This is a genomic window from Pseudomonas sp. EMN2, assembly GCF_009650555.1.
Taxonomy (GTDB): domain Bacteria; phylum Pseudomonadota; class Gammaproteobacteria; order Pseudomonadales; family Pseudomonadaceae; genus Aquipseudomonas; species Aquipseudomonas sichuanensis.
Map to the genome: position 1 here is coordinate 25,587 of NZ_VZZR01000034.1, position 23,594 is coordinate 49,180.

At 66.3% G+C, this 23,594-nt stretch carries 15 protein-coding genes and 2 pseudogenes; 7 read left to right on the forward strand and 10 right to left on the reverse strand.

Annotated elements, in window-relative coordinates:
- Both F6X61_RS11285 and F6X61_RS11290 read left to right on the forward strand, forming a co-directional pair.
- Nucleotides 1-3,432 (forward strand): annotated as a pseudogene (locus F6X61_RS11285) (amino acid adenylation domain-containing protein).
- A 28-nt stretch (nucleotides 3,433-3,460) separates the two neighbouring features.
- Nucleotides 3,461-3,928 carry an SRPBCC family protein gene (locus F6X61_RS11290; protein ID WP_153786716.1) on the forward strand — a complete coding sequence of 156 codons (468 nt, stop codon included), beginning with the start codon at nucleotides 3,461-3,463 and terminating at the stop codon, nucleotides 3,926-3,928.
- Between the two features lie 72 nt (nucleotides 3,929-4,000).
- On the opposite strand, the gene F6X61_RS11295 is transcribed toward F6X61_RS11290, so the two are convergent.
- Together F6X61_RS11295 and F6X61_RS11300 are read right to left on the reverse strand one after the other, a co-directional pair.
- Nucleotides 4,001-5,287 carry an FAD-binding oxidoreductase gene (locus tag F6X61_RS11295; RefSeq protein ID WP_153786717.1) on the reverse strand — a complete coding sequence of 429 codons (1,287 nt, stop codon included), beginning with the start codon at nucleotides 5,285-5,287 and terminating at the stop codon, nucleotides 4,001-4,003.
- A 133-nt stretch (nucleotides 5,288-5,420) separates the two neighbouring features.
- Nucleotides 5,421-6,911: an aldehyde dehydrogenase family protein gene (locus tag F6X61_RS11300; protein WP_110992028.1), complete on the reverse strand. Its 1,491-nt coding sequence runs from the start codon at nucleotides 6,909-6,911 to the stop codon at nucleotides 5,421-5,423.
- 135 nt (nucleotides 6,912-7,046) lie between these two features.
- Between F6X61_RS11300 and F6X61_RS11305 the strand changes: the two genes are divergently transcribed.
- On the forward strand, nucleotides 7,047-7,931 hold the full coding sequence (locus F6X61_RS11305) for a LysR family transcriptional regulator (RefSeq protein ID WP_153786718.1): 885 nt from the start codon (nucleotides 7,047-7,049) through the stop codon (nucleotides 7,929-7,931).
- Nucleotides 7,932-8,104: 173 nt separating this feature from the next.
- Nucleotides 8,105-9,490, forward strand: coding sequence for a VOC family protein (locus tag F6X61_RS11310; RefSeq protein WP_153786719.1), 1,386 nt, complete (start codon nucleotides 8,105-8,107; stop codon nucleotides 9,488-9,490).
- A gap of 152 nt (nucleotides 9,491-9,642) precedes the next feature.
- Here F6X61_RS11310 and F6X61_RS27575 read toward each other — a convergent pair whose 3' ends face one another.
- The 3 genes and pseudogenes from F6X61_RS27575 to F6X61_RS11320 all read right to left on the reverse strand — a co-directional run bounded on the left by F6X61_RS27575 (nucleotide 9,643) and on the right by F6X61_RS11320 (nucleotide 12,843).
- On the reverse strand, nucleotides 9,643-10,512 hold the full coding sequence (locus tag F6X61_RS27575) for a methyl-accepting chemotaxis protein (RefSeq protein WP_371923690.1): 870 nt from the start codon (nucleotides 10,510-10,512) through the stop codon (nucleotides 9,643-9,645).
- Nucleotides 10,510-11,622: pseudogene (locus F6X61_RS27580) on the reverse strand (Cache 3/Cache 2 fusion domain-containing protein); the annotation flags it as partial. The gene F6X61_RS27575 and the pseudogene F6X61_RS27580, both read right to left, overlap by 3 nt.
- A 291-nt stretch (nucleotides 11,623-11,913) precedes the next feature.
- The gene (locus F6X61_RS11320; protein WP_153786721.1) at nucleotides 11,914-12,843 is read right to left on the reverse strand and encodes a LysR substrate-binding domain-containing protein; all 930 of its coding nucleotides are present in this window, start codon (nucleotides 12,841-12,843) and stop codon (nucleotides 11,914-11,916) included.
- Nucleotides 12,844-12,999: 156 nt separating this feature from the next.
- Here F6X61_RS11320 and F6X61_RS11325 point away from each other — a divergent pair, with 156 nt between their 5' ends.
- Complete coding sequence (locus F6X61_RS11325) at nucleotides 13,000-14,385, forward strand: NorM family multidrug efflux MATE transporter (protein ID WP_153786722.1); 1,386 nt, start codon at nucleotides 13,000-13,002, stop codon at nucleotides 14,383-14,385.
- A 61-nt stretch (nucleotides 14,386-14,446) separates the two neighbouring features.
- Here the strand turns inward: F6X61_RS11325 and F6X61_RS11330 are convergent, their stop codons facing one another.
- The gene (locus tag F6X61_RS11330; protein ID WP_153786723.1) at nucleotides 14,447-16,114 is read right to left on the reverse strand and encodes a bifunctional diguanylate cyclase/phosphodiesterase; all 1,668 of its coding nucleotides are present in this window, start codon (nucleotides 16,112-16,114) and stop codon (nucleotides 14,447-14,449) included.
- 323 nt (nucleotides 16,115-16,437) lie between these two features.
- Between F6X61_RS11330 and rep the strand changes: the two genes are divergently transcribed.
- Both rep and F6X61_RS11340 read left to right on the forward strand, forming a co-directional pair.
- Nucleotides 16,438-18,447 carry a DNA helicase Rep gene (gene rep / locus F6X61_RS11335; RefSeq protein WP_110992021.1) on the forward strand — a complete coding sequence of 670 codons (2,010 nt, stop codon included), beginning with the start codon at nucleotides 16,438-16,440 and terminating at the stop codon, nucleotides 18,445-18,447.
- A 99-nt stretch (nucleotides 18,448-18,546) separates the two neighbouring features.
- A complete protein-coding gene (locus F6X61_RS11340; protein WP_256671351.1) occupies nucleotides 18,547-19,083 on the forward strand; it encodes a xanthine phosphoribosyltransferase in 537 nt (178 codons plus the stop codon).
- An 18-nt stretch (nucleotides 19,084-19,101) separates the two neighbouring features.
- Here F6X61_RS11340 and F6X61_RS11345 read toward each other — a convergent pair whose 3' ends face one another.
- The 4 genes from F6X61_RS11345 to alr all read right to left on the reverse strand — a co-directional run bounded on the left by F6X61_RS11345 (nucleotide 19,102) and on the right by alr (nucleotide 23,465).
- Nucleotides 19,102-20,964, reverse strand: coding sequence for an acetyl-CoA hydrolase/transferase C-terminal domain-containing protein (locus F6X61_RS11345; RefSeq protein WP_153786724.1), 1,863 nt, complete (start codon nucleotides 20,962-20,964; stop codon nucleotides 19,102-19,104).
- A gap of 211 nt (nucleotides 20,965-21,175) precedes the next feature.
- The gene (locus tag F6X61_RS11350) at nucleotides 21,176-21,580 is read right to left on the reverse strand and encodes a cytochrome c5 family protein (RefSeq protein ID WP_110992137.1); all 405 of its coding nucleotides are present in this window, start codon (nucleotides 21,578-21,580) and stop codon (nucleotides 21,176-21,178) included.
- A gap of 154 nt (nucleotides 21,581-21,734) precedes the next feature.
- A complete protein-coding gene (locus F6X61_RS11355; protein ID WP_110992018.1) occupies nucleotides 21,735-22,283 on the reverse strand; it encodes a cupin domain-containing protein in 549 nt (182 codons plus the stop codon).
- Nucleotides 22,284-22,391: 108 nt separating this feature from the next.
- A complete protein-coding gene (gene alr / locus F6X61_RS11360) occupies nucleotides 22,392-23,465 on the reverse strand; it encodes an alanine racemase (protein WP_153786725.1) in 1,074 nt (357 codons plus the stop codon).
- Nucleotides 23,466-23,594: the final 129 nt, after the last annotated feature.

The following is a 23,594-nucleotide window of genomic DNA, read 5'->3' on the forward strand; positions in this document are numbered from 1 at the left end:
ATGAGACGCCTCGACATACTCCTGGTGGGCACCAGCCCCGCCATCGGCGCCTTTGCCCACCTGCTCGACGAACATGGCCATGGCACCACCACAGCGGACAGCGCGCAGGCCCTGCGCCGGGAGCTGTCGCCCGCCACTGCATTGGTGGTGGACGACGGCAGCCTGGCCCTGGCCAGCGGCGACTGGCAGGCACTGGGCAGCACGCCCTTGCTCAGGCTGCGCCTGGGCGCCCGCTTGGGCGAAACCTTGCCGCACCTGGAAACCCTGTGCTGGTGCGGCAGCGCCAGTGCCCAACGCCTGATCGACAGGCTGGAAGTACAAGCGCCGGATTCGGGCAATGGCCAGCAACTGCACCAGGACACCTTGCAGGCCCTGTGCGATCAACTGGCCCTGCACGTCACCCGCTTTGCCCGCAACCCGCAGTACCTGCAGGAGGCGCCGGCGGTCAGCCCCGGCGCTGGCGAACACGAGCACGGCCTGGGCTGGCTGGAGGCGTTGGCCTACCGGCACCCGTTCAACCGCGCGCTGCGTGCCGACCTGCTGGAGCGCGCCCAGGACAGCCTGGTCGGGCAGCTGGAGCAGAGCCTGCGCCGGCACGCCGCATCCCCGGCCTTGCATTACGCTGGCCAGCGCCACAACTATCGCTAGCTGCACGCCCGCACAGCCGCCATCCAGCAAGCCCTGCTTCCGCTGCTGGACGGCACTGACACGTCCCCGCCGGTGGTGGCGGTGTGCATGGGCAAGTCGCCCGAGCTCTACGCCAGCCTGCTGGCGGTATTGGGTTGCGCCGCCATCTACCTGCCGCTGGACCCGGCCACGCCCGCGGCGCGACGCCAACGCATCCTCGACGATGCCGGCGCCTGCGTGCTGCTGCATGACGGCCAGCTGCCTGCCGCCATCGCCCAACTGGACGTACGTGACATAGCGCCGTTGCAGGGCCCTGCGCTGCCGAGCCTGGTACTGCGCGAAGCGCACGTCGGGCAAGCCTGCGTGGCGATCTACACCTCCGGCACCACCGGCCAGCCGAAAGGCGTGCTGCTCAGCCAGGGCAACCTGATGCATTTCATGGCCTGGTATCGCGAGCACGTGGCACTGGAGCGGTACAGCCGGGTACTGCAGTTTTCCACCATCGGCTTCGACGCCTCCTTGCTGGACATCCTGCCAACCTTCGCCTGCGGTGCCGAACTGGTGCTGCCCAGCGAAGACCAGCGCCGCGACCCGCAGCAACTGCTGGCACTTATCCACAGCCAGGAAATCACCCATGCGTTCCTGCCGCCGGCCCTGCTGAGCATCCTGCCGCGTGACCAACAACTGGGCCTGCAGCACCTGATCACCGGGGGCGATGTGTGCGAGCCCGAGGTGATCGCGCGGCTGGCCGGGCAATGCCGGATGCACAACATCTACGGCCCGACCGAAACCACGGTGCTGGCCACCACGCGGGTAATGACGCCGGAGGACAGCAACCGCAACCTCGGCCGGCCGATCGCCAACACCCAGGTGCTGATCCTCGATGAAGCCCTGCGCCCGGTGCTGGAGCAGACCCCCGGCGAGCTGTACATCGCCGGGCCCGGCGTCGGCCTGGGTTACCTGAACAATCCGCTGCTGACGGCCGAGCGCTTCGTCGAACTGAGCCTGCCCGATGGCCGCTCGCTCAGGGCTTACCGCACCGGTGACATCGGCAAATGGACCGCCCAGGGCATCGAGCTGTGCGGGCGACGCGACAACCAGGTGAAGATCCGCGGCTTTCGCGTGGAGCCCGAGGAGATCGAGCATTGCCTGCGCGACGCCCGCCTGTTCGCCCAGGTGGCGGTGGTGATCGACCCCCAGCGGCGGGTGCTGGCCTTCCTCGCCCACCCGCAAGACGCCGACGCCCAGGCGCGGTTGCGCGAGCACGCCGAAAGCAGCCTGCCCGACTACATGCGCCCGATGTTCTACCAGGTGCTGGAGCAGATGCCCTACACCGCCAATGGCAAGGTCGACCGCCAGGCCCTGCTGTTGCGGCCACTGGCCTTGGCGGCGCAGCAGCACCTGCAACCGCAGACCGCCACCGAGCATCAGTTGCGCGAGGTGTGGAGCGAACTGCTGGAACTGCCCCAGGCAGATATCGCCATCGACGACAGCTTCTTCAACCTGGGGGGCCACTCGATCCTGCTGTCGCGCCTGCTGCTGGAAGTGCGTGAGCGCTTCGGCCAGGGGGTGGCGATCAACCGCTTCATCGAGCAACCGACCGTGCAACGCCTGGGGGCGCTGCTCGACGGTGTCGAGGCCGTGCAGCAGGACCCGCTGGCCCGCCCGGAACAGGATGCGCTGCGCGAACTGGGCCTGCGGGTGCTGCCGGTGGAACAGCTGGGCGATGTGCACAAGGTGATCGTCACCGGCGCCAACAGCTTCGTCGGCGTGCACCTGGTCGAGGCGCTGCTGGATTGGGGCGCCACCGAAGTGGCCTGCCTGGTGCGCCGCGGCGACGGCCTCACGGCTGAGCAACGATTCGCCCAGGCTCTGCATGACAACCAGCTGGCGCTGGACATGGCCCGCGTGCGGGTGTTCGAAGCCGACCTGCGCCAGCCGCGCCTGGGGCTGGCCCAGGCCGACTACGACTACCTGGACGCACACTACGGCGCGCTGCTGCACAACGCAGCGCAGGTCAACCATGTGCTCGACTACCAGGCGCTGGCCGCCGACAACATCGAGCCGCTGTTCGAATGCCTGCAGTTGTGCGAGGGCCGGCGCAAGAAAATCTTCAACTTCGTCTCGACCCTGTCCGCCTGCAGTGCCGTGGACAACGCCGGCCAGGTGCTCGAGGCCGAGCCTGCGGCGACACCGCCGCTGTACATCCGCAACGGCTACAACCTGAGCAAATGGGTCGGCGAACGCATCCTGCAGCGCGCCCGCGCGCAAGGAGTGTGGGTCAACCTGTTCCGCCCCGGCAACATCACCTTCGACAGCCGCACCGGCGTCTGCCAGCCCCACAGCAACCGCCTGATGCTGATGCTCAAGGGTTCGCTGCAGCTGGGCCAGGTGCCGCGCCTGGAGATCGATTTCGACCTGATGCCGGTGGACTTCCTCGCCCGTTTCATCGCCTTCCACAGCAGCCGCCACCAGCCCGGCGAATGCGTGTTCAACCTGCACAACCCCGAGCCGCTGCGCTGGAGCGATTACCTGGCGTCGTTCCGCGAACAGGGCCATGCCTTCGAGCTGGTCAGCGTCGAGCACTGGCAACAGCGCCTGCGCCGGATCGACCGCGACAACGCGCTGTATGACGTCCTCGGTTTCTACCTGGACGGCTTCGGCGAAGACATCGGCGACATCGGCGGCATCGCCCACGACAACGCCCGCGCCGGTGTGCGGCGCATGGGCAGCCATTACCCGAGCAAGAGCCCGGCGCTGCTGCGCCGTGGCTGCCGCTACCTGGCCGACATCGGCTTTATCTGACCTTCACCCACAACCGGAGCAATACCACATGCAAGCACTCAAGCCCGATACCCTGATCCGCAACCCCGAAGGCTGCCGGGTGGTGTCCAGCGTCGACATCGCCGCGCCCGCCGCCAGCGTCTGGAACATCGTCGGCAACTTCGCCGGCTTCCCGGTGTTCATCCCCGCGCTGGCGCACATCGACATGACCGGCAGCGGCGTGCGTTCGGTACGCAAGAAGCTGTTCAAGGACGGCAACGTGGTGATCGAACAGCTCAACTCGCGTGACGAGCAGGCCATGCACATGACCTGGAGCCTGATCTACACCAGCCTGAACATCGGCAACCTGTGGGCGGCGATGGCCGTGGAGGCGCTCGATGGCGGCCACAGCCGCGCCACCTGGACCATCCAGGCCGAACCCCAGCAAGGCGGGCCCGAGGCGCTGCCAGGCTTCCAGGCGTTCCTGCAGGGCTTTGCCGATGAGGCGATGAACAATGTGAAGAACCTGCTCAGCTGACCCCGCCCAACGACAAAAAGCCGCGCCCCCTGGGGACGCGGCTTTTTGTCGTTGGGCAACCCTGAGGGCGGGTTACAGCACCACGCGCAGGCACTGCCCGGCGTGATACAGCGAGAACCCCGACTCATAGAACGCCGTGCGCAGCGACGGCGCACTCACCGGTTTCATTGGCGAGAACGGAATCGGCAGGCTGTCCGGCTCGTCCTTGAGCAAGAACTCGGCGAACGCCCGGCCGATCACCGTGCCGGTGGTGTTGCCACGGCCGTTGTAGCCAGTCACCGCCACCAGCCCCGGCGCCGGCTCGAACAGACGCATCAGGTGGTCGGGGGTGAAGTCGATGCAGCCGGTCCAGTGCATTTCCCACTCGACCTTGCCCAGCTCCGGGTAGTAGTGGCTCTGGATGCGGTCGGCCCAGCTGCGCACGAACCATGCCGGCTTGTTGTCGACCCGGCCAAGGCTGCCGAGCAGCAGGCGGCCCTGGTCGTCGCGGCGGATGCTGCTGAGCACGGTGCGGGTGTCCCACGAGCCCTGGCCATGGGGCAGGACCTTGTCGGCAGCGGCGCCGTGCAAGGGCTTGGAGGCCACCTGGTAGTAGTAGCCACGGAAGAACTGCTTCTGCAGGTTGCTCCAGTCGCCTTCGGTGTAGGCGCCGGTGGAAATCACCACCTTGTCCGCGCGCACCGCGCCGCGCGCGGTCTTCACCCGCCAGGCGTCGCCGTCGCGCTCCAGGCCCTCGACAGCGGACTGCTGGAACAGCTTGCCGCCCAGGCGGGCCACGGCGCCTGCCAGGCCCTGGGTATAGCCCATGGGGTTGATGGTGCCGGCGCGGCGGTCGAGCAGCGCGGCGGAAATCTTGTCGGTACCGCAGTATTCCTGGCACTGCGCGCCGGTCAGCAGCTCGACGTCGGCGCCACGGCGCGACCATTGCTGGTGGCGGGCTTCGAGGTCGGCGATGCCGGTGGCGTTGTGCGCCATGTGCAGGGTGCCTTTGTGCTGGGCCTGGCAGTCGATGCCAAGGCGCTCGATCATGGCGAACACCTCGCCCGGCGCCTCGCCCAGCACCTTGTTCAGGCGGCTGCCTTGCTTGTGGCCGAGGGTGGCCTCGACATCATCGGGACGGATCCAGGTGCCGGCGTTGACCAGGCCGACGTTGCGCCCGGAGCCGCCGTGGCCGATCTTCCAGGCTTCCAGCAGGATCACCGACTTGCCCTGTTCGAGCAGGTGGATGGCCGCGGACAGCCCGGTGATGCCGCCGCCGATCACGCAGACATCGGCCTTGTGCTCGCCGGCCAGGGCCTGGGCGGCGACGGTCGGCCGGGTGACGTGTTCCCACAGACATTCTTGACGCAGTTCGGACATGGCCCGGCTCCAGCAAAATTTTATTCTTGTTGCAGGATGAATCGACGTGGGAGCGGGCTTGCCCCGCGATGGCGTTGTCTGATCAGACGCCATCGCGGGGCAAGCCCGCTCCCACGATGCCTGGAAGGCTGACTCAGTCGAACACGATACCCTGCGCCAGCGGCAACTCGCGCGAGTAGTTCACGGTGTTGGTCTGGCGACGCATGTAGCCTTTCCAGGCATCGGAGCCGGACTCACGGCCACCGCCGGTCTCTTTCTCGCCACCGAACGCCCCGCCGATCTCGGCGCCGCTGGTGCCGATGTTGACGTTGGCGATGCCGCAGTCGCTGCCCGAGGCACTCTGGAAGCGCTCGGCCTCACGAATATCGGTGGTGAAGATGCACGACGACAGGCCCTGTGGCACTTCGTTGTTCAGGCGCAGGGCCTCTTCGAAGTCGTCGTAGGCCAGCACGTAGAGAATCGGCGCGAAGGTTTCGTGGCGCACCACGTCGCTCTGGGCCGGCATTTCGGCGATGGCCGGGGTCACGTAGTAGGCGTTCGGGTACTGCTCGGCCAGCTGACGCTCGCCACCGAATACCTGGCCGCCTTCGTCGCGGGCCTTGGCCAGCGCGCCTTGCATGGCGTCGAACGACAGCTTGTCGATCAGCGGGCCGACCAGGTTGTCCTTGCGCGGGTCGCCGATGCGCACCTTGGCGTAGGCGGCCTTGACCCGGGCAACCACTTCATCCTTGATCGAACGGTGCACGATCAGGCGGCGCAGGGTGGTGCAGCGCTGGCCGGCGGTGCCGACGGCGGAGAACAGGATGCCGCGCACGGCCAGGTCCAAGTCTGCGCTCGGGGCGAGGATCATGGCGTTGTTGCCGCCCAGTTCGAGGATGCTGCGGCCGAAGCGTGCCGCCACACGTGGGCCCACTTCACGGCCCATGCGGGTGCTGCCGGTGGCGCTGACCAGCGGCACGCGCGGGTCGTCGACCAGGGCTTCACCGGCTTCGCGCCCGCCAATCACCAGCTGGCTCAGGCCGGCCGGCGCATCGCCGAAGGCTTTCAGGGCTTTTTCGAACAGCGCCTGGCAGGCCAGGGCGGTGAGCGGGGTCTTCTCGGACGGCTTCCACACCACCGAGTTACCGGCCACCAGGGCCAGCGCGGTGTTCCACGCCCACACGGCGACCGGGAAGTTGAAGGCGCTGATCACGCCGACCACACCCAGCGGGTGCCAGGATTCACGCATGTGGTGGCCCGGGCGCTCGGAGGCGATGGTCAGGCCGTACAGCTGGCGCGACAGGCCGACGGCGAAGTCGCAGATGTCGATCATTTCCTGCACTTCGCCCAGGCCTTCCTGGGTGATCTTGCCGGCTTCGATCGAGACCAGCTCGCCGAGGTCGGCCTTGTGCTCGCGCAGCACTTCACCGAACAGGCGCACCAGCTCGCCACGGCGCGGGGCCGGCACGCTGCGCCAGGCTTCGAAGGCCTGCTGGGCCTGGTCGATGCGGGCAATGGTGTCGGCTTTGCCGAGCAGTTTCACCGAGGCGATCTGGCTGCCGTCGATCGGGGTGTGGACAGGGTAGTCGCCCTGGGTGTAAGCCGTGGCGGCAACGCCAAGACGCTCGAGCAATCCAGCAACCATTGTGCTTCTCCTTTCATCGTGTGAAGGGTTGGAAAATGACGTGGGTCAGTATTAATCCGATTACACAAGTGCAACAAACGACCTTTATTCCGCATATCATTCCGACAGGTAATGAATCGAGCCGCAGAGACCGCTATGTCCAAACGCCTGGTACCGTCCATGACCGCCCTGCAGTGCTTCGAGGCTGCGGCGCGCCACCTGAGCTTCACCCGCGCGGCCGAAGAGCTGCACCTGACCCAGAGCGCGGTCAGCAAGCAGGTCGCGCAGCTGGAAGAGATGCTGCGCCACCACCTGTTCCTGCGCATCCGTCGGCGCCTGCAGCTCACCCCCGCGGGCTCGTTGTACCTGGCCGAGGTGAACAAGATCCTCACCCAGGTCGACATGTCCAGCCGCTACGTGCAGACCTACGGCACCCAGACCGAAGTACTCAAGGTAGCCACTCAGCCGAGTTTTGGCGTGCGCTGGCTGATCCCGCACCTCAAGGGTTTCGGCAAGCGCCACCCGAACATCCACCTGGACATCCGCAACGAGATGGAGCCATTCGCCCTGCTGCAAGGGTCGGCGGACGTGGTGTTCTTCTACGGCCAAGGCACTTGGCCGGGGGCGACCTGCGTGGAGCTGTTCGGCGAGGAGGTGGTGGCGGTGTGTGCGCCGGAGTTGCTGCAGGGGCGCACGCTGGCGGACGCGGGTGCGCTGACGGACCTGGTGCTGCTGCAGAGCGCCTCACGCCCGGAGGCGTGGCATGAGTGGTTCCTGGAACAGGGGCTGCACACCGACAACAGCTACCACGGACCGCGTTTCGATACGTTCTATATGGCGTTGAGCGCGGCGCAGTCGGGTTGTGGGGTGGCGCTGGTGCCGCGCTATCTGGTGGCCAGGGAGCTGGCCGAGGGCAGCCTGGTGCTGGCCTGGGACCATGCGATGAAGAGCAATGGCGCGCATTACCTGGCGTATGCCGAGCATGCGGCGGAGGTGCCGAAGGTGCGGGCTTTGGTGGAGTGGGTGCGCGAGCAGCTCTGAAGCCATCGCGGGGCAAGCCCGCTCCCACGCATGAACCGTGGGAGCGGGCTTGCCCCGCGATAGGGCCCTCAGGTCGATCAAAAAAGGAATGAAACACCCACTTTTTTTCGCTTGTATGGCAACTCCATTCCCAGCTTTCATGTAAGCGTCCGAACCTAACCAGGAAGCTTGCGATGCCCGCCCACGATTTCGTCAGCCCCGACAGCATCCGCGCGCAGTTCTCTGCCGCCATGTCGCTCATGTACAAACAGGAAGTGCCCCTGTACGGCACGCTGCTTGAGCTGGTGAGCGAGATCAACCAGCAAGTCATGGCCGAGCAGCCCAAGGTGGCCGAGGCCCTGCGCTGGACCGGCGAGATCGAGCGCCTCGACCAGGAGCGCCACGGCGCCATCCGTGTCGGCACCGCCGAAGAACTCGCCACCATCGCCCGGCTGTTCGCGGTGATGGGCATGCACCCGGTCGGCTACTACGACCTCAGTTCGGCCGGTGTGCCGGTGCATTCCACCGCCTTTCGCGCGGTGCACGAGCAGTCGCTGCACGTCAGCCCGTTCCGCGTATTCACCTCGCTGCTGCGCCTGGAGCTGATCGACAACCCGCAATTGCGTGAACTGGCCCAGGGCATCCTCAGCCAACGGCAGATCTTCACCCCGCGAGCGCTGGAGCTGATTGCCCAGTGCGAACGCGACGGCGGCCTGAACGCGAGCGACGCCGAGCGCTTCGTCAACGAAGCCCTGCACACCTTCCGCTGGCACCAGGAGGCCACGGTCACCGCCGAGCAGTACCAGCAGTTGCATGATCAGCACCGCCTGATCGCCGACGTGGTGGCATTCAAGGGCCCGCACATCAATCACCTGACCCCACGCACCCTGGACATCGACGCGATCCAGGTCGGCATGCCGGCCAAGGGCATCCCGCCCAAAGCCGTGGTCGAAGGCCCGCCCACCCGTCGCCAGCCGATCTTGTTGCGGCAGACCAGCTTCAAGGCCTTGCAGGAAAAGGTCGCCTTCAGCGATGCCCAGGGCAGCCACACCGCGCGCTTCGGCGAGATCGAACAGCGCGGCGCGGCGCTGACGCCCAAGGGCCGCCAGCTGTACGACCGCCTGCTCGACGCCACCCGCGCCGCCCTGGGCGGCGTACCGGCCGAGGCCAATGCCGAACGCTACAAGGCGCTGCTGGAGGCGCAGTTTGCCGAGTTCCCGGATGACCTGGCGCAGATGCGCGAGCAGGGGCTGGCGTACTTCCGCTACTTCGCGACCGAGAAGGGCCTGGCCGCACGCGATCAGGCGGATCGCCCGACCACCCTGCAAGGGCTGATCGACGCTGGCCATGTGCATTACGAGGCGCTGGTGTACGAGGATTTCCTGCCGGTGAGTGCGGCGGGGATCTTCCAGTCCAACCTGGGCGACGAGGGCCAGGCCGAGTACGGCAGCAATGCCAACCGCGAGGCCTTCGAGGCGGCGCTGGGGCTCAAGGTGGAGGATGAGCTGGGGTTGTATGCGCAGAGCGAGCGGCGGTCGTTGCAGGCGTGTGCGCAGGCGTTGGATCTGGGCTCGATGTAAGGCTTCAGAATGCATCGCGGGGCAAGTCGCATCGGCGCACCGCCGCTCCCACAAGTGCACTCAGGCCTGTGGACTACCCCCAAGGGCTGGATTGGTGTCCAACTTCTTGGGGGCAGTCCACTGCGTGGGAGCGGGCTTGCCCCGCGATGGCTTCAGCGTCGGACGCGGAACCGATCCACTTCCTGCCTCAACTGCCCCGCCAACCCTTCCAGCTCGCGGGCGGTATTGGCCAGTTCATTGGCCACATCACGCTGCTCGCTGTTGGCCTGGGCAATGCTCTGCAGATTCCGGCTGAGCACCGTCGCGGTGCTGCTCTGCTCCTGGGTCGCCGTGCTGATCACCGCGAACTGCTCACCCGCCGTACGGCTCTGCTCGTCGATGCGCGCCAGGGCCTCGGCCACCTTGTCATTGCGCGCCAGACCTTCCTGCATCAGCTGGTTGCCCTGCTCCAGGGTGCTGATGGCATGGCCGGTCTGCTGCTGGATGCTGGCGATCATGCCAGAGATCTCATCGGTGGCCTGACGGGTACGCGCAGCCAGGCCACGCACCTCGTCGGCCACCACGGCAAAGCCACGGCCCTGCTCGCCGGCGCGTGCCGCCTCGATGGCGGCGTTGAGCGCCAGCAGGTTGGTCTGTTCGGCGATCGCGGTGATCACCCCGACGATGCCGCCGATCTCCTGGGAACGGGCACCCAGGGTATCCATCACCGTCGCGGTACCGCCCAACGCCTGGGCAATCTGCTTGAGCGAGGCCGAGGCTTCGTCCATGGCATTGCGGCCGATGCGGGTCTGCTGGGCGTTGTCGCGGGCCATGCGCTCGGTGCCGGCCATGTTGTCGGCAATGTTCATCGAGGTGGCGCTGAACTCTTCCACCGCGCCGGCCATGCTGGTGATCTCGCCGGACTGCTGGTCCATGCCCTCGCAGGCACCGGACGACAGGCCCGACAGCGAACGGGCGCGGCCGCTGACTTGCTCCGAGGCCTCGCGGATATGCTCGACCATGGTCGCCAGGGCATCGGCCATCTGGTTGAACCCGCGCGCCAGCTGGCCGATCTCGTCATGGCTGGTGACGCTCAGGCGGGCATCGAGGTTGCCGGCCCCCAGCGCCTCGGCCTGGCGCACCAGGTCACCCAGTGGGCGCAACTTGCGGCGTAGCAGCCACAGCGTGGCGACCACGGCCAGCAACATGGCCAGCAGGCTGCCGATGGCCAGGCGCAGGCCGACACTCCAGGTCACCTCGCGGATTTCTGCCTGCGGCATGCTCGCCACCACGGTCCAGGGGCCCTCGGCGAACGGCATGGCGACGCTGAACTGCGGCACGCCGGCGCTCTCCCAGAAGCGCCCTTCGCCGGCCTTGAGGCCTTTGATGGCCTGGGCCGCAGCCTCGCCGTCACGCACCTCGGCCGGCGGCACCAGCCACTTGCCCTGCTCGTCGAGCAGCGCCAGCGAGCCGGTCTGGCCGATGCGGAAGCGCTTGAGGTTGGCGAACTGGGCGTTTTGCGCGTCGGTGTAGTCGAAGCCGACGAACAGCACCGCGATCACCCGACCGCTGCCGTCACTGACCGGCACGTAGCGGGTCATGTAGTTGCGCTCGAACAGCACGGCGCGGCCGACGTAGGTCTGCCCGGCCATCAACTTGGCGTAGGCCGGGTGCTGGCGGTCGAGCTGGGTGCCGATGGCGCGGCTGCCGTCCTGTTTGGTCAGCGAGGTGCTGATGCGCACGAAGTCATCGCCGCTGCGCACGAACAGGGTGGCAACCCCCGCGGTCATCTGCTGGAACTCGTCGACCTGACGGAAATCGTTGTTCAGCAAGTGTTCGCCCAGGTACAGCGCCGGGGTGGCGACCCCGGCCACGCTGACCGTCTCGCCCGCATGCAGGGCCAGGCCCGTGGCGAAGCGGCGCTCGAACAGCCCGCTGAGGCGCTGGGTGTTGTCCCTGAGCGAGCCGTGGAAGGTGTCCAGCTGGTCGGCCAGCAGCCGCGCTTCGCTGCCCAGGTGGGCCTGGCGGGTGGTGAGGTTGGCGTCGTCCAGCGAACGCAGGGCGAACAGAGTACTGCCGGTGATCACCAGCGCCAGCACGATGGCGAGGGCGATACCGAGCTGCGAGGCGATACGGGCACGCGGTTGAGACATGGGTGAGCTCCTGGCAAGAGGCCGGGATCGTCCTGATCACGCTGACCACCCGCTTCCTGTCGACGGGGGAATCGCGCCCTCTTCCGGGACGCTGGTGCCAGTGGATCGGCGTCGCGGGGGAATACTTGAGTGTCGGGCCGGGGTATTCGCAAACGTTTTGCGCAAGGTATCGCGGCAGCCGCCAATCGCGGGGCAAGCCCGCTCCCACGCAGCCTGTAGGAGCAACTGTCTTGCTCATTTTTTGGAAGCTGGCGCGATCCCTGTGGGAGCGGGCTTGCCCCGCGATGGTTGTTACACCTGCGCCGGAAGTATCTGCACATCCGGCAAGTCCATCCCCACCGCCTCCTCCTGCAAGAAACCGCTCAACCTGCGTAACCGCTCGCCCCCCGGCCGGGTCCTGGGCCACACCAGGTAATAATCCAGCCCGCTGGCCACCGCCGTCGGCCAGGGCAGGCTCAGGCGCCGCTGGGCCACATCCTCGGCCACCATCAGCAGATCGCCCATGGAGATCCCGTAGCCCCGGGCAGCCGCGATCATGCCCAGCTCCAGGGTGTCGAACACCTGACCACCCTTGAGCGACACCTTGTCGGTGAGCCCCATGCGCGCCAGCCAGGCACGCCAATCACGCTTGTCGGGGGTGGGGTGCAGCAGTTCGATGCCGGCCAGCCGGCGCTCATCCCAGGGCGCATCGTCGAGCAGGTCCGGCGCCCCCACCGGGATCAGCAGCTCGCTGAACAGCCGGCGTACCTCCCAGTCGGCCGGAAAGTTACCGTCGCTGAGCAGCACCGCGCAGTCGAACGGCTCCTGGTTGAAATCCACGTGGTCGACGTCCATCCAGGCGCTGGTCAGTTGCACTTCGTTGCCCGGCTGCAGGTGGCGAAAGCGGCTCAGGCGCGCCAGCAGCCAGCGCATGGTCAGGGTAGACGGCGCCTTCATGCGCAGGATGTCATCTTCACCGCGCAAAGTTTCGCAGGCTCGCTCCAGCGCGGCGAAGCCGTCGCGCACGCCGGGCAGCAGCATCCGCGCGGCCTCGGTCAGTTGCAGGCTACGGCCGCTGCGCACGAACAGGCGGCAGGCGAAGTGCTCTTCCAGCGTGCGGATATGCCGGCTGACCGCACTCTGGGTAATCGACAGTTCGACACCGGCGCGGGTGAATGAGCTCAGCCGCGCGGCGGCTTCGAATGCGCGCAGCGCATACAGCGGAGGGAGCTGACGGGACATGGCGTACCTGGCATGCGGGGCCGTGGAGGCAGTGCACTGGATCATACATACATGAGTCAGACTCATGGCAATGATCGCTTTTATCCTTTTGTGCAAAGCTGACCGAAGCCTCAGAATCGACCGCTCGCTCATTGCATCACCCACAAGGACAAGCCCATGCACGTCGCGCCCACCACCGAACTCAAGGCTTTGCTGCGCCTGGCCGGGCCGCTGATCGCCTCGCAGTTGGCGCACATGCTGATGGTGCTCACCGACACCCTTATGATGGCCCGCATCAGCCCGCAGGCGCTGGCCGGTGGCGGGCTGGGGGCGGCGAGCTATTCGTTCGTGTCGATCTTCTGCCTGGGGATAATCGCCGCGGTCGGTACCCTGGTGGCGATCCGCAAGGGCGCCAACGACATCGAAGGCGCCACCCGCCTGGCCCAGAGTGGCCTGTGGCTGGCCTGGGGCCTGGCGCTGGCGGCAGCGCTGGTGCTGTGGAACCTCAAGCCGGCGCTGCTGCTGTTCGGCCAGCGGCCGGAGAACGTCGACGCGGCCATGCAGTTCCTCACCCTGTTGCCGCTGGCCCTGCCCGGCTACCTGACGTTCATGGCCCTGCGCGGCTTCACCAGTGCGCTGGGGCGCTCCACGCCGGTGATGGTCATCAGCCTGGTGGGCACGGTGCTCAACTACCTGCTCAACCATGCGCTGATCGAGGGCATGTTCGGCCTGCCCAAGCTGGGCCTGATGGGCATCGGCCTGGTCACTGCGCTGGTGTCGATGGGCATGGCCATCGCCTTGGCGCTGTACATCCGCTGGCACAAGGCCTATGCCGCCTACCCGCTGCGCAAGGGCCTGATGCGCCCTTCGCTGCCGGCGCTGCGCGAGCTGTGGCGCCTGGGCCTGCCGATCGGCGGCACCTACATGGTCGAGGTCGGGCTGTTCGCCTTCGCCGCGCTGTGCATGGGCGTGCTTGGCAGCACCGAGCTTGCGGCACACCAGATCGCCCTGCAGATCGTCTCGACCGCGTTCATGGTGCCGACTGGGCTTTCGTATGCGGTGACCATGCGCGTCGGCCTGTACTACGGCGCCGGCAACTTGCTGGCGGCGCGCAGTGCCGGGCGTGTCGGGATCGGTTTCGGTGCCTCGCTGATGCTTGGCTTTGCCGCGCTGTTCCTGTTGCTGCCGGACAACCTGGTGGGCTTGCTGGTGAACCGTGACGACCCGGCCTTTGCGCCGATATTCCAGCTGGCGGTGCAACTGGTGATGGTGGCGGCCTGGTTCGAGCTGTTCGACGGCGTGCAGACCATCGCCATGGGCTCGATCCGTGGCTTGAAGGATGCCCGGACCACCTTCCTGATCGGTGCGGTGTGCTACTGGCTGGTGGGGGCGCCGAGTGCCTGGTTGTTCGCCTTCACTCTCGGCGGTGGGGCGCCGGGGATCTGGTGGGGGCTGGCATTGGGGCTGGCGTGTGCGTCGGTGGCGCTGACGTTTGCCTTTGAATGGCGGATGAAACGGATGATTGGCCGTGGCGCAGGTGTGAACGCCGCAGTTTCGGCCTGATCGCGGGGCAAGCCCGCTCCCACGGCCGAGCGTGGGAGCGGGCTTGCCCCGCGAAGGGGCCCTAGAGGACTTCCGCCAACTTGGGCTCCGAGGCCTGCAACAGGTACTCGATCAACTCCGCCACCGGCAGCGGCCGGCTGACCAGGAAGCCTTGCACCTGGTCACAGCCGAACTCACGCAGCAACGCCATCTGCTCCTCGCTCTCGACCCCTTCGGCCACCACCTCCAGGTTGAGGTTGTGCGCCAGGTTGATCATCGCGTGCACCAGCTTGCGATTTTCTTCGCGCTGCTCCATGCCGCCGACGAAACTGCGGTCGACCTTGAGCAGGGTGATCGGCAGGCTGTTGAGGTGCACGAACGAGGAGAAGCCCGTGCCGAAGTCATCCAGCGAGAAACGCACACCGAGGCGCCCGAGGGCATCCATGGTCTGGCGCACCAGCTCGTTGCGGCGCATCACCGCCGTTTCGGTCAACTCGAATTCCAGCCAGCGCGCATCGACGCCATGCTCGACGATCAGCCGGCTCAGGGTGGCCAGCAACTGGCTGTCCTGGAACTGACGGAAGCTCAGGTTCACAGCCATGTGCAGCGGCGTCAGGCCGCGCTCGCGCAAGGCCTGCATATCGCTCAGCGCACGGGAGATCACCCAGTAGCCCAGCGGCACGATCAACCCGCTCTGCTCGGCCAGCGGCACGAACTCGCTGGGCGGCAGCAGGCCACGTTCCGGGTGGTTCCAGCGCACCAGCGCCTCGAGGCCGACGATACGGCCGTCGGTGAGATTCAGCCGCGGCTGGTAGTGCAGCTCCAGCTCGTCGCGGCGCAGGGCGCGGCGCAGCTCGCTTTCCAGGTCGGCGAGGCTGCGGGCGTTGCGGTTGATGCGCTCGTTGAACACATGGAAGGTGCAGCCCTGGCTTCCCTTGGCCTGGCGCATGGCGATGTGCGCATGCCACATCAGCGGGTCGGCGCCGGCCTGGGCGCGGGCGTGGGCAATGCCCAGGCTGCAACCGAGCAGCAGGCTTTCGCCGTCGATCCAGTAGGGTTCGGTCAGGGCTTCGGTGATGCGTTCGGCGATCCATTCGGCGCGGTTGGCGTCGCGGCGGGTGTCGATCAGCAGGGCGAACTCGTCGCTGCCCAGGCGCGCCAGCTGGTCGGTGGCTTCGAGCTGGCTCTTGAGCCGAGCCACCACCTGCAGGATCAGGCGATCGCCGCCCTGGTGGCCCAGGGCATCGTTGACGTGACGGAAGTTGTCGAGGTCGAGGTGGCCCAGAGCCAGGCCGCGGCCTTCGTTTTCGGCCAGGCGCGCGGTCAGCAAGGCCTGGAAGCCCTGGCGATTGGCGATGCCGGTCAGCGGGTCCTGCTCGGCCAGGCGCTGCAGGGTGGCGACCAGCACGCCGCGCTCGCGCACATGGCGCAGGGAGCGACGCAGGGTGTCGGTGCCAAGCTGCGCCAGCACCAGCCAGTCGCTGACGCCCACCGGTGTACTCGCTGGTTCCTGCTCGAGCAGCAAAATGGTCGGCAACTCGCAGCGCCCCGGGGCCGGCTGCAGCTCGGGGGTGGCCAGCACCACGGCCTGGCGGTCGTTGGCGAACAGGCTGTCGACCGCTGCCCAGTTCGGCGCGGTCAGCAGCACCGCACTCCCGCCCAGAGGCTGCAGGCATTCGCGCAAGCGTGCGGCCCATTCCGGCTCATCGGCCAACAGCAGCAAACGCAGGGGGTCGGCGGGCGTGGACAAGCGGGCTCCTTAGGCGTGGACGGTGAATCGGCGGGGGCGGTGTATCCTACCGCAACAAATGAAAATGATTTTCACTTTTAGTCATGGCCGTCCCTGACCAGCGCCCCGACGCATTTTGACGTGCATCCTGCGCGAAACCCGCGCAACCGGCAAACAGGATTTCGGGGAATTGCATGGCGCTTGGCAGTATCGCCCTGCCAAGCCGTGAAAAACCCCGCCTGGCAGGCGCTAAAAGGTTGACTCACACGTCAGACGGTCGCGCCACAAACCCTGGATGCCTGTTAGAATGCGCGGCTATTTTCTGGCGACCCCCGGTTTCTAGCATGTCCCGACTCAATCCCCGGCAACAGGAAGCCCGAGACTACGTTGGCGGCCCTCTTTTGGTGCTCGCCGGTGCAGGCTCCGGCAAGACCAGCGTGATCACGCGCAAGATTGCCCACCTCATCCAGAACTGCGGCATCCGTGCCCAGTACATCGTGGCGATGACCTTTACCAACAAGGCCGCACGCGAGATGAAGGAACGGGTCGGCACCCTGCTGCGTCCGGGGGAAGGCCGCGGCCTGACAGTGTGCACCTTCCACAACCTGGGCCTGAACATCATCCGCAAGGAGCATGAGCGGCTGGGCTACAAGCCGGGGTTCTCGATCTTCGACGAGTCCGACATCAAGGCGTTGCTGTCGGACATCATGCAGAAGGAATACTCCGGCGACGACGGCATCGACGAGATCAAGAACATGATCGGTGCCTGGAAGAACGACCTGATCCTGCCGCCCGAGGCGCTGGAGAAGGCGCGCAACCCGCGCGAGCAGACCGCCGCCATCGTCTACACCCACTACCAGCGCACGCTCAAGGCGTTCAACGCGGTGGACTTCGACGACCTGATCCTGCAACCGGTCAAGCTGTTCCAGGAGCACCCCGAAGTGCTCGAACGCTGGCAGAACCGCGTGCGCTACCTGCTGGTGGACGAATACCAGGACACCAACGCCAGCCAGTACCTGCTGGTGAAGATGCTGATCGGCATGCGCAACCAGTTCACCGTGGTGGGTGACGACGACCAGTCGATCTACGCCTGGCGCGGCGCGCGGCCTGAGAACCTGATGCTGCTCAAGGAGGACTACCCCTCCCTGAAGATCGTCATGCTCGAACAGAACTACCGCTCCACCAGCCGCATCCTGCGCTGCGCCAACGTGCTGATCGCCAACAACCCCCACGCCTTCGAGAAACAGCTGTGGAGCGAGATGGGCGTGGGCGACGAGATCCGCGTGATCCGCTGCAAGAACGAGGAAGCCGAGGCCGAACGCGTGGCCATGGAAATCCTCACCCTGCACCTGCGCACCAACCGCCCGTACAGCGACTTCGCCATCCTCTACCGCGGCAACTACCAGGCCAAGCTGATCGAACTGAAGCTGCAGCACCACCAGGTGCCGTATCGCCTGTCCGGCGGCAACAGCTTCTTCGGCCGCCAGGAAGTCAAGGACCTGATGGCCTACCTGCGCCTGCTGGTAAACCCGGACGACGACAACGCCTACCTGCGGGTGATCAACGTGCCGCGCCGCGAAATCGGCTCGACCACCCTGGAAAAGCTCGGCAACTATGCCACCGAGCGCGGTGTGTCGATGTACGCCGCCAGCGAGGAGCTGGGCCTGGGCGAGCACCTGGACGCGCGCTATACCGAGCGCCTGCAGCGCTTCAAGCACTGGCTCGACGGCGTGCGCCACAAGGTGGCCCTGGACGAGCCGATCGCCGCGCTGCACGAGATGATCCGCGACATCGACTACGAGAACTGGATTCGCCAGCAGACCGCCAGCGACAAGGCGGCGGAGTTCCGCATCAGCAACGTCTGGTTCCTGGTCGAAGCGTTGAAGAACACCCTCGAGAAGGACGAAGAGGGTGACATGACCATCGAGGACGCCATCGGCAAGCTGGTGCTGCGCGACATGCTCGAGCGCCAGCAGGAAGAGGAAGAGAACGCCGAGGGCGTGCAGATGATGACCCTGCATGCCTCCAAGGGCCTGGAATTCCCTTACGTGTTCATCATGGGCATGGAGGAGGAGATCCTCCCCCACCGCTCGAGCATCGAGGCCGATACCATCGAAGAGGAACGCCGCCTGGCCTACGTGGGCATCACCCGCGCGCGCCAGACCCTGGCCTTCACCTTCGCCGCCAAGCGCAAGCAGTACGGCGAAATCATCGACTGCACGCCGAGCCGGTTCCTCGATGAACTGCCGCCGGACGACCTGGCCTGGGAAGGCCTGGACGATGCGCCCGTTGAAGTGAAAGCCGCGCGCGGCAACAACGCCCTGGCCGATATCCGGGCAATGCTCAAACGCTGATCAACCATTACTCTTTAACTTTGCCGCTTTTTGCGGCCACCTTTGTTACATCGGAGACACACAGTGGAAGCACTGCAGCAGAAGATTCGCGAATAAGGCATCGTGCTTTCCGATCAGGTCCTGAAAGTCGATGCGTTTCTCAACCACCAGATCGACCCGGCGCTGATGCAGCTGATCGGTGACGAATTCGCCCGTCTGTTCGCCGACTCGGGCGTGACCAAGATCGTCACCATCGAAGCCAGCGGCATCGCCCCGGCGGTGATGACCGGCCTGAAGCTCGGCGTGCCGGTGATCTTCGCCCGCAAGCACCAGTCGCTGACCCTGACCGAGAACCTGCTGACCGCCTCGGTGTACTCCTTCACCAAGCAGACCGAGAACACCGTGGCCGTCTCGCCGCGTCACCTCAACAGCAGCGACCGCGTGCTGGTGATCGACGATTTCCTGGCCAACGGCAAGGCGTCCCAGGCGCTGATCTCGATCATCAAGCAGGCCGGCGCCACAGTGGCGGGCCTTGGCATCGTCATCGAGAAGTCGTTCCAGGGCGGCCGTGCCGAGCTGGACAGCCAGGGCTACCGCGTCGAATCGCTGGCGCGGGTGAAGTCGCTGGAAGGTGGCGTGGTCAGCTTTATCGAGTAAGCCCGCTCCCACGCTGCGTCACTGCCGCGTCACCTGAAGCGCCGCCAATAGCAAACGCTGATACAACTCCTCCTTCAGGCCCTGCGGGTCATCCAGCTGCATCCGCGCCAACTGTGCTCCATATCCCTCAGGCCCTGGCGCCTCAAGTGCCGCCTTGCCCAGCTCCAGCACCTCGCTCAACTTGAACTTGCTCTTCAACCAGTTCAGCGCCCGCAGCAGATCGCGCTCCTGGGCCGTGAAGTCGCTGCCCAGCGGGTACTCCGGGAACAGCCGTGCATGTCGTGCGCGGATCGCCTCCAGGCGCTCGGGGGTGTTGTCGCGGTAGCGCTCGTCGAGTTCGAAGTCCCTGGCCAGCTTGCCCGCCGCCTTGGCCTGCTCCACCAGCTGCGCCTGAAAACGTGAATCACTGATCGCCAGCAACCGCGCAATCACCTCGCTGTCGGTCTGCCCGCGCAGGTCGGCGATGCCGTATTCGGTGATCACCACATCGCGCAGGTGCCGGGGAATGGTGCAGTGGCCGTAGGTCCAGTACAGGTTGGAGCTGACCTCACCGCCCGCCTCGCGCCAGCTGCGCAGCAGCAGGATCGAGCGCCCGCCCTCCAGCGCATGGCCCTGGGCGACGAAGTTGTACTGCCCGCCCACGCCGCTCAGCACCCGGCCATCCTCCAACTGATCGGCCACGCCAGCGCCGAGCAGGGTCATGCCGAATGCCGTGTTGATGAAGCGCGCATCGCGACGCTGGCGGCGTTTCAGCTCTTCCTGGCCATACAGCTCGTTGATGAAGCTGATGCGGGTCATGGCGAACTGCGCGCGCTGCGCCAGCGGCATCTCGCGCAGGCGCTGGTAGAACGCCCGCGGGCCGAGGAAAAAACCGCCATGCACCAGCACGCCCTGCTCGTCCGCCGGGCGCCGCACCACGCCGGCCTCGGCCAGGGCCAGCAGGCCGTTGACGAACATCTCGCTGCAGCCGTACAGGCCCTGGGCGAAGGCATCCAGGCCGCCTTCCCGCTCTATCAGCGCCTGCCACGGGCCGATATCCAAGGCCTCGAGCAGGGCCCGGTAACCGTCGTTGTCACCCTGGCGCGCCAGCAAGGCGGCCGCCACGGCATCACCCATGGCGCCAATGCCGATCTGCAGAGTGCCGCCGTCGCGCACCAGGGTGCTGGCGTGCAGGCCGATACAGTGGTCCTGGGTGGTAACCGGCATGTTCGGCGTAGAGAACAGCCGGCGGTGCTCGGGCTCATCGATCAGCAGGTCGAAGTCGCTGATGGCCAGCTCCGAGTCGCCGGGCATGTAGGGCAGTTCGCTGTGCACCTGGCCGAGCAGCAGGATGGTTTCACCGGCCGCACGGCGCTTTTCGATCATCGGCAGCAGGTCGAGGGTGATGTCGGGGTTGCAGGCCAGGCTGAAGTGATCCGGGCGTTCAGGCGTGGCGGCCACCAGCTGGGCAACCAGGTTCAGGCCCTTGGCGTTGATGTCGCGGGCGGCGTGGCTGTAGTTGCTGCTGATGTAGTCCTGCTGGGCAGTCTCGCTATTCAGCAGGCTGCCGGGCTGCATGAAGAACTGCTCGACGCGGATGTTCGGCGGCAGGCTATCGGTGCGGAGGTCGGCGACGTAGGTGAGCTCTTGGTAGTCGGCGAACACGCGCTCGACGAAGGGTTCGAGGAAGCGCCGTTGCAGGCCATCGCCCAAGGGTGGGCGCCCGAGGGACAGGGCGGTGTAGATCGTCAGGCGGCGCTGGGGCAACTCGCGGATGCGGGCGTAGAGGGCGTTGACGAAAGCGTTGGGCTTGCCCAGGCCCAGGGGCAGGCCCATGTGGATGTGGGTGGGCAGGCGCTTCAAGACTGCGTCTACGGCCTGGTCGATGGGGCAGCGCTGCATCAGGGCCTCCTGGGGCATCCGTGGTTTCAGGATTGGACAGAACCTTGGGCGGGTTCGTTGCCTGTACCGGCCCCATCGCGGGGCAAGCCCGCTCCCACGCCAATCTGCATTGCCAGCGTGGGAGCGGGCTTGCCCCGCGATGAGGCCGGCACTGACTCCACAAAGACAAAGCCCGCCATCGATGGCGGGCTTTGCGCAAATCAGGTCCAGCTCACAGCCCGGACATCTTCTTGATCGCACCCTTGAGGTCATCATCCGAGCAATCCGCGCAGGTGCCCTTCGGCGGCATGGCGTTGATCCCGGTGATGGCCTTGGCCAGGATGCCGTCGAGGCCGCCCTGGTGGTCGGCGCGTTCTTTCCAGGCCGCGGTGTCGCCGATCTTCGGCGCACCCAGCAGGCCGCTGCCGTGGCAGGCGTTGCAGTGCTTGGCGATGATGTCGTCCGGCGTCTTGGCACCGCCGCCGCCAGCGCTGGCGACCACTTCCATGCCCTTGCATTCCTGGCCCTGGACGCAGACTTGGCCAACCGGCGCCAGGCGCTTGGCAATCTCGTCGTTGGTCGCAGCGGTTGCGCTCATTGCCCAAAGGGCGAATACGGCTGCTGGTACGGCCAGCATCTTCTTGATTTGGTTCACACGTACACCCTCATGGTGGCTAATCACGCTCGCGGCCACGGAATAGCGAGCGTTGAAAAGTATAGCGGCACTCCTGAAAGCGTGGAACGACCACACTCGGGGAAAGGGTATTGGCGAATCAATGCACTGCGCTGGATCAAAAGTTCGACGGGGTGGCCGCGCTGATCAACCGGGCAGGCTCGGCGAACGGGTTGCGAAAACGGTGCGGACGGGTGCTTTCGAAGTAGTAGCTGTCGCCGGCTTCGAGGATGAAGATCTCGGTGCCGACCACCAGTTCCAGGCGGCCTTCGAGGAGGATGCCGGTCTCTTCGCCGTCATGGGTGAGCATCTCTTCGCCGGTATCGGCGCCCGGCGGGTAGACCTCGTTGAGGAAGGCGATGGCACGGTTGGGGTGCGACTTGCCGACCAGCTTCATGGTCACCGCGCCGTCGGAGATGTCGATCAGCTCGTGGGCCTTGTAGACGATCTGCGTCGGGCTTTCCGGTGCCAGTTCGACTGAAAAGAACTCGACCATGGACATGGGGATACCACTGAGCACCTTGCGCAGGGAGCTGATGGAGGGGCTCACGCTGTTCTTCTCGATCATCGAGATGGTGCTGTTGGTCACCCCGGCGCGTTTGGCGAGTTCGCGCTGGGACAGGCCCTTGAGCTTGCGGATGGCTTGCAGTCGTTCACCGACGTCCAAAGCGTGGGCCTCCAGGAAGGGGTCAGGTGGGGGATGTGTGAACGATATGATGGCAATGCCGTTCAGTATTTACAACACACCGCCCCGCAGCCTGTCCGCTTCGGCGCCTTATTCGCCGATATAGTCCCGCGGCACGCGCTTGAGATTGCAGAAGATCTGGTAAGGAATGGTACCGGCCTGCAGCGCCACGTCGCTGGCCAGCACCTGCTTGCCCCACAGCTCGACCGGGCTGCCGACGGTAGCCTCGGGCACCTCGGTGAGGTCGATGCAGAGCATGTCCATCGACACCCGACCGATCAGCTGGGCGCGCTTGCCGGCGACCACCACGGGCGTGCCGGTGGGGGCCTGGCGCGGATAGCCGTCGGCATAGCCCATGGCGACCACACCGACCCGGGTCGGGCGAGGGCTGACGAATTTGGCGCCATAGCCCACCGGCTCACCAGCCGGCAGTTCGCGCACGCTGATCACCCGCGATTGCAGGGTCATCACCGGTTGCAGGCGGGCGGCCTGGGCCTGCTCCACCTCGAACGGGGTGGCGCCATACAGCATGATGCCTGGGCGCACCCAGTCGCTTTTGATGCTCGGCCAGCCCAGCACCGCCGGCGAGTTGCGCAGGCTGCACTCGGCGCTGAGGCCCTGGCGCGCAGCTTCGAACACCGCCACCTGCTGCTCGGTGGCCGTGGCGTCGAGTTCGTCGGCGCGGGCGAAGTGGCTCATCAGCACGATGCGCGACACCTTGCCGCTGGCCAGCAGGCGCTGGTAGGCGTTGTGGTAGTCCTTGGGGTGCACGCCGACCCGGTGCATGCCGGTGTCCATCTTCAGCCACATGGTCAGCGGCTTGTGCACCGCGGTCTTTTCCAGCGCTTCGAGCTGCCACAGCGAATGCACCACGCACCACAGGTCGTGCTCGGCGATCAATGCCAGCTCGCTGGCCTCGAAGAACCCTTCGAGTAGAAGCACCGGCGCCTTGATGCCGGCAGCGCGCAATTCCAGGGCTTCCTCGATGCAGGCCACGGCAAATCCGTCGGCCTCGGTTTCCAGGGCCAGGGCGCAACGCACCGCGCCATGGCCGTAGGCGTCGGCCTTGACCACGGCCAGGGCCTTGGCACCGGTCAGCTCACGGGCCAGGCGGTAGTTGTGACGGAGGGCTTGGAGGTCGATCAGGGCACGGGCGGGGCGCATGGCGGCAGCCTTCTGGCAGTTCTGGTTATCAGTAAAGCCCCGGCGCGGCAGATGGGGGTAGGTACCTACCGCGCCGGGGTGAGGGAACAGGTCAATCGGTTCGGGCCTCATCGCGGGGCAAGCCCGCTC

Bases quoted from the DNA above. Each gene is read 5' to 3' on its own strand.
- F6X61_RS11290 (WP_153786716.1), top strand. From the start codon at position 3,461: ATGCAAGCACTCAAGCCCGATACCCTGATCCGCAACCCCGAAGGCTGC.
- F6X61_RS11295 (WP_153786717.1), bottom strand. From the start codon at position 5,287: ATGTCCGAACTGCGTCAAGAATGTCTGTGGGAACACGTCACCCGGCCG.
- F6X61_RS11300 (WP_110992028.1), bottom strand. From the start codon at position 6,911: ATGGTTGCTGGATTGCTCGAGCGTCTTGGCGTTGCCGCCACGGCTTAC.
- F6X61_RS11305 (WP_153786718.1), top strand. From the start codon at position 7,047: ATGTCCAAACGCCTGGTACCGTCCATGACCGCCCTGCAGTGCTTCGAG.
- F6X61_RS11310 (WP_153786719.1), top strand. From the start codon at position 8,105: ATGCCCGCCCACGATTTCGTCAGCCCCGACAGCATCCGCGCGCAGTTC.
- F6X61_RS27575 (WP_371923690.1), bottom strand. From the start codon at position 10,512: ATGGCCGATGCCCTGGCGACCATGGTCGAGCATATCCGCGAGGCCTCG.
- F6X61_RS11320 (WP_153786721.1), bottom strand. From the start codon at position 12,843: ATGTCCCGTCAGCTCCCTCCGCTGTATGCGCTGCGCGCATTCGAAGCC.
- F6X61_RS11325 (WP_153786722.1), top strand. From the start codon at position 13,000: ATGCACGTCGCGCCCACCACCGAACTCAAGGCTTTGCTGCGCCTGGCC.
- rep (WP_110992021.1), top strand. From the start codon at position 16,438: ATGTCCCGACTCAATCCCCGGCAACAGGAAGCCCGAGACTACGTTGGC.
- F6X61_RS11345 (WP_153786724.1), bottom strand. From the start codon at position 20,964: ATGCAGCGCTGCCCCATCGACCAGGCCGTAGACGCAGTCTTGAAGCGC.
- F6X61_RS11350 (WP_110992137.1), bottom strand. From the start codon at position 21,580: ATGCTGGCCGTACCAGCAGCCGTATTCGCCCTTTGGGCAATGAGCGCA.
- alr (WP_153786725.1), bottom strand. From the start codon at position 23,465: ATGCGCCCCGCCCGTGCCCTGATCGACCTCCAAGCCCTCCGTCACAAC.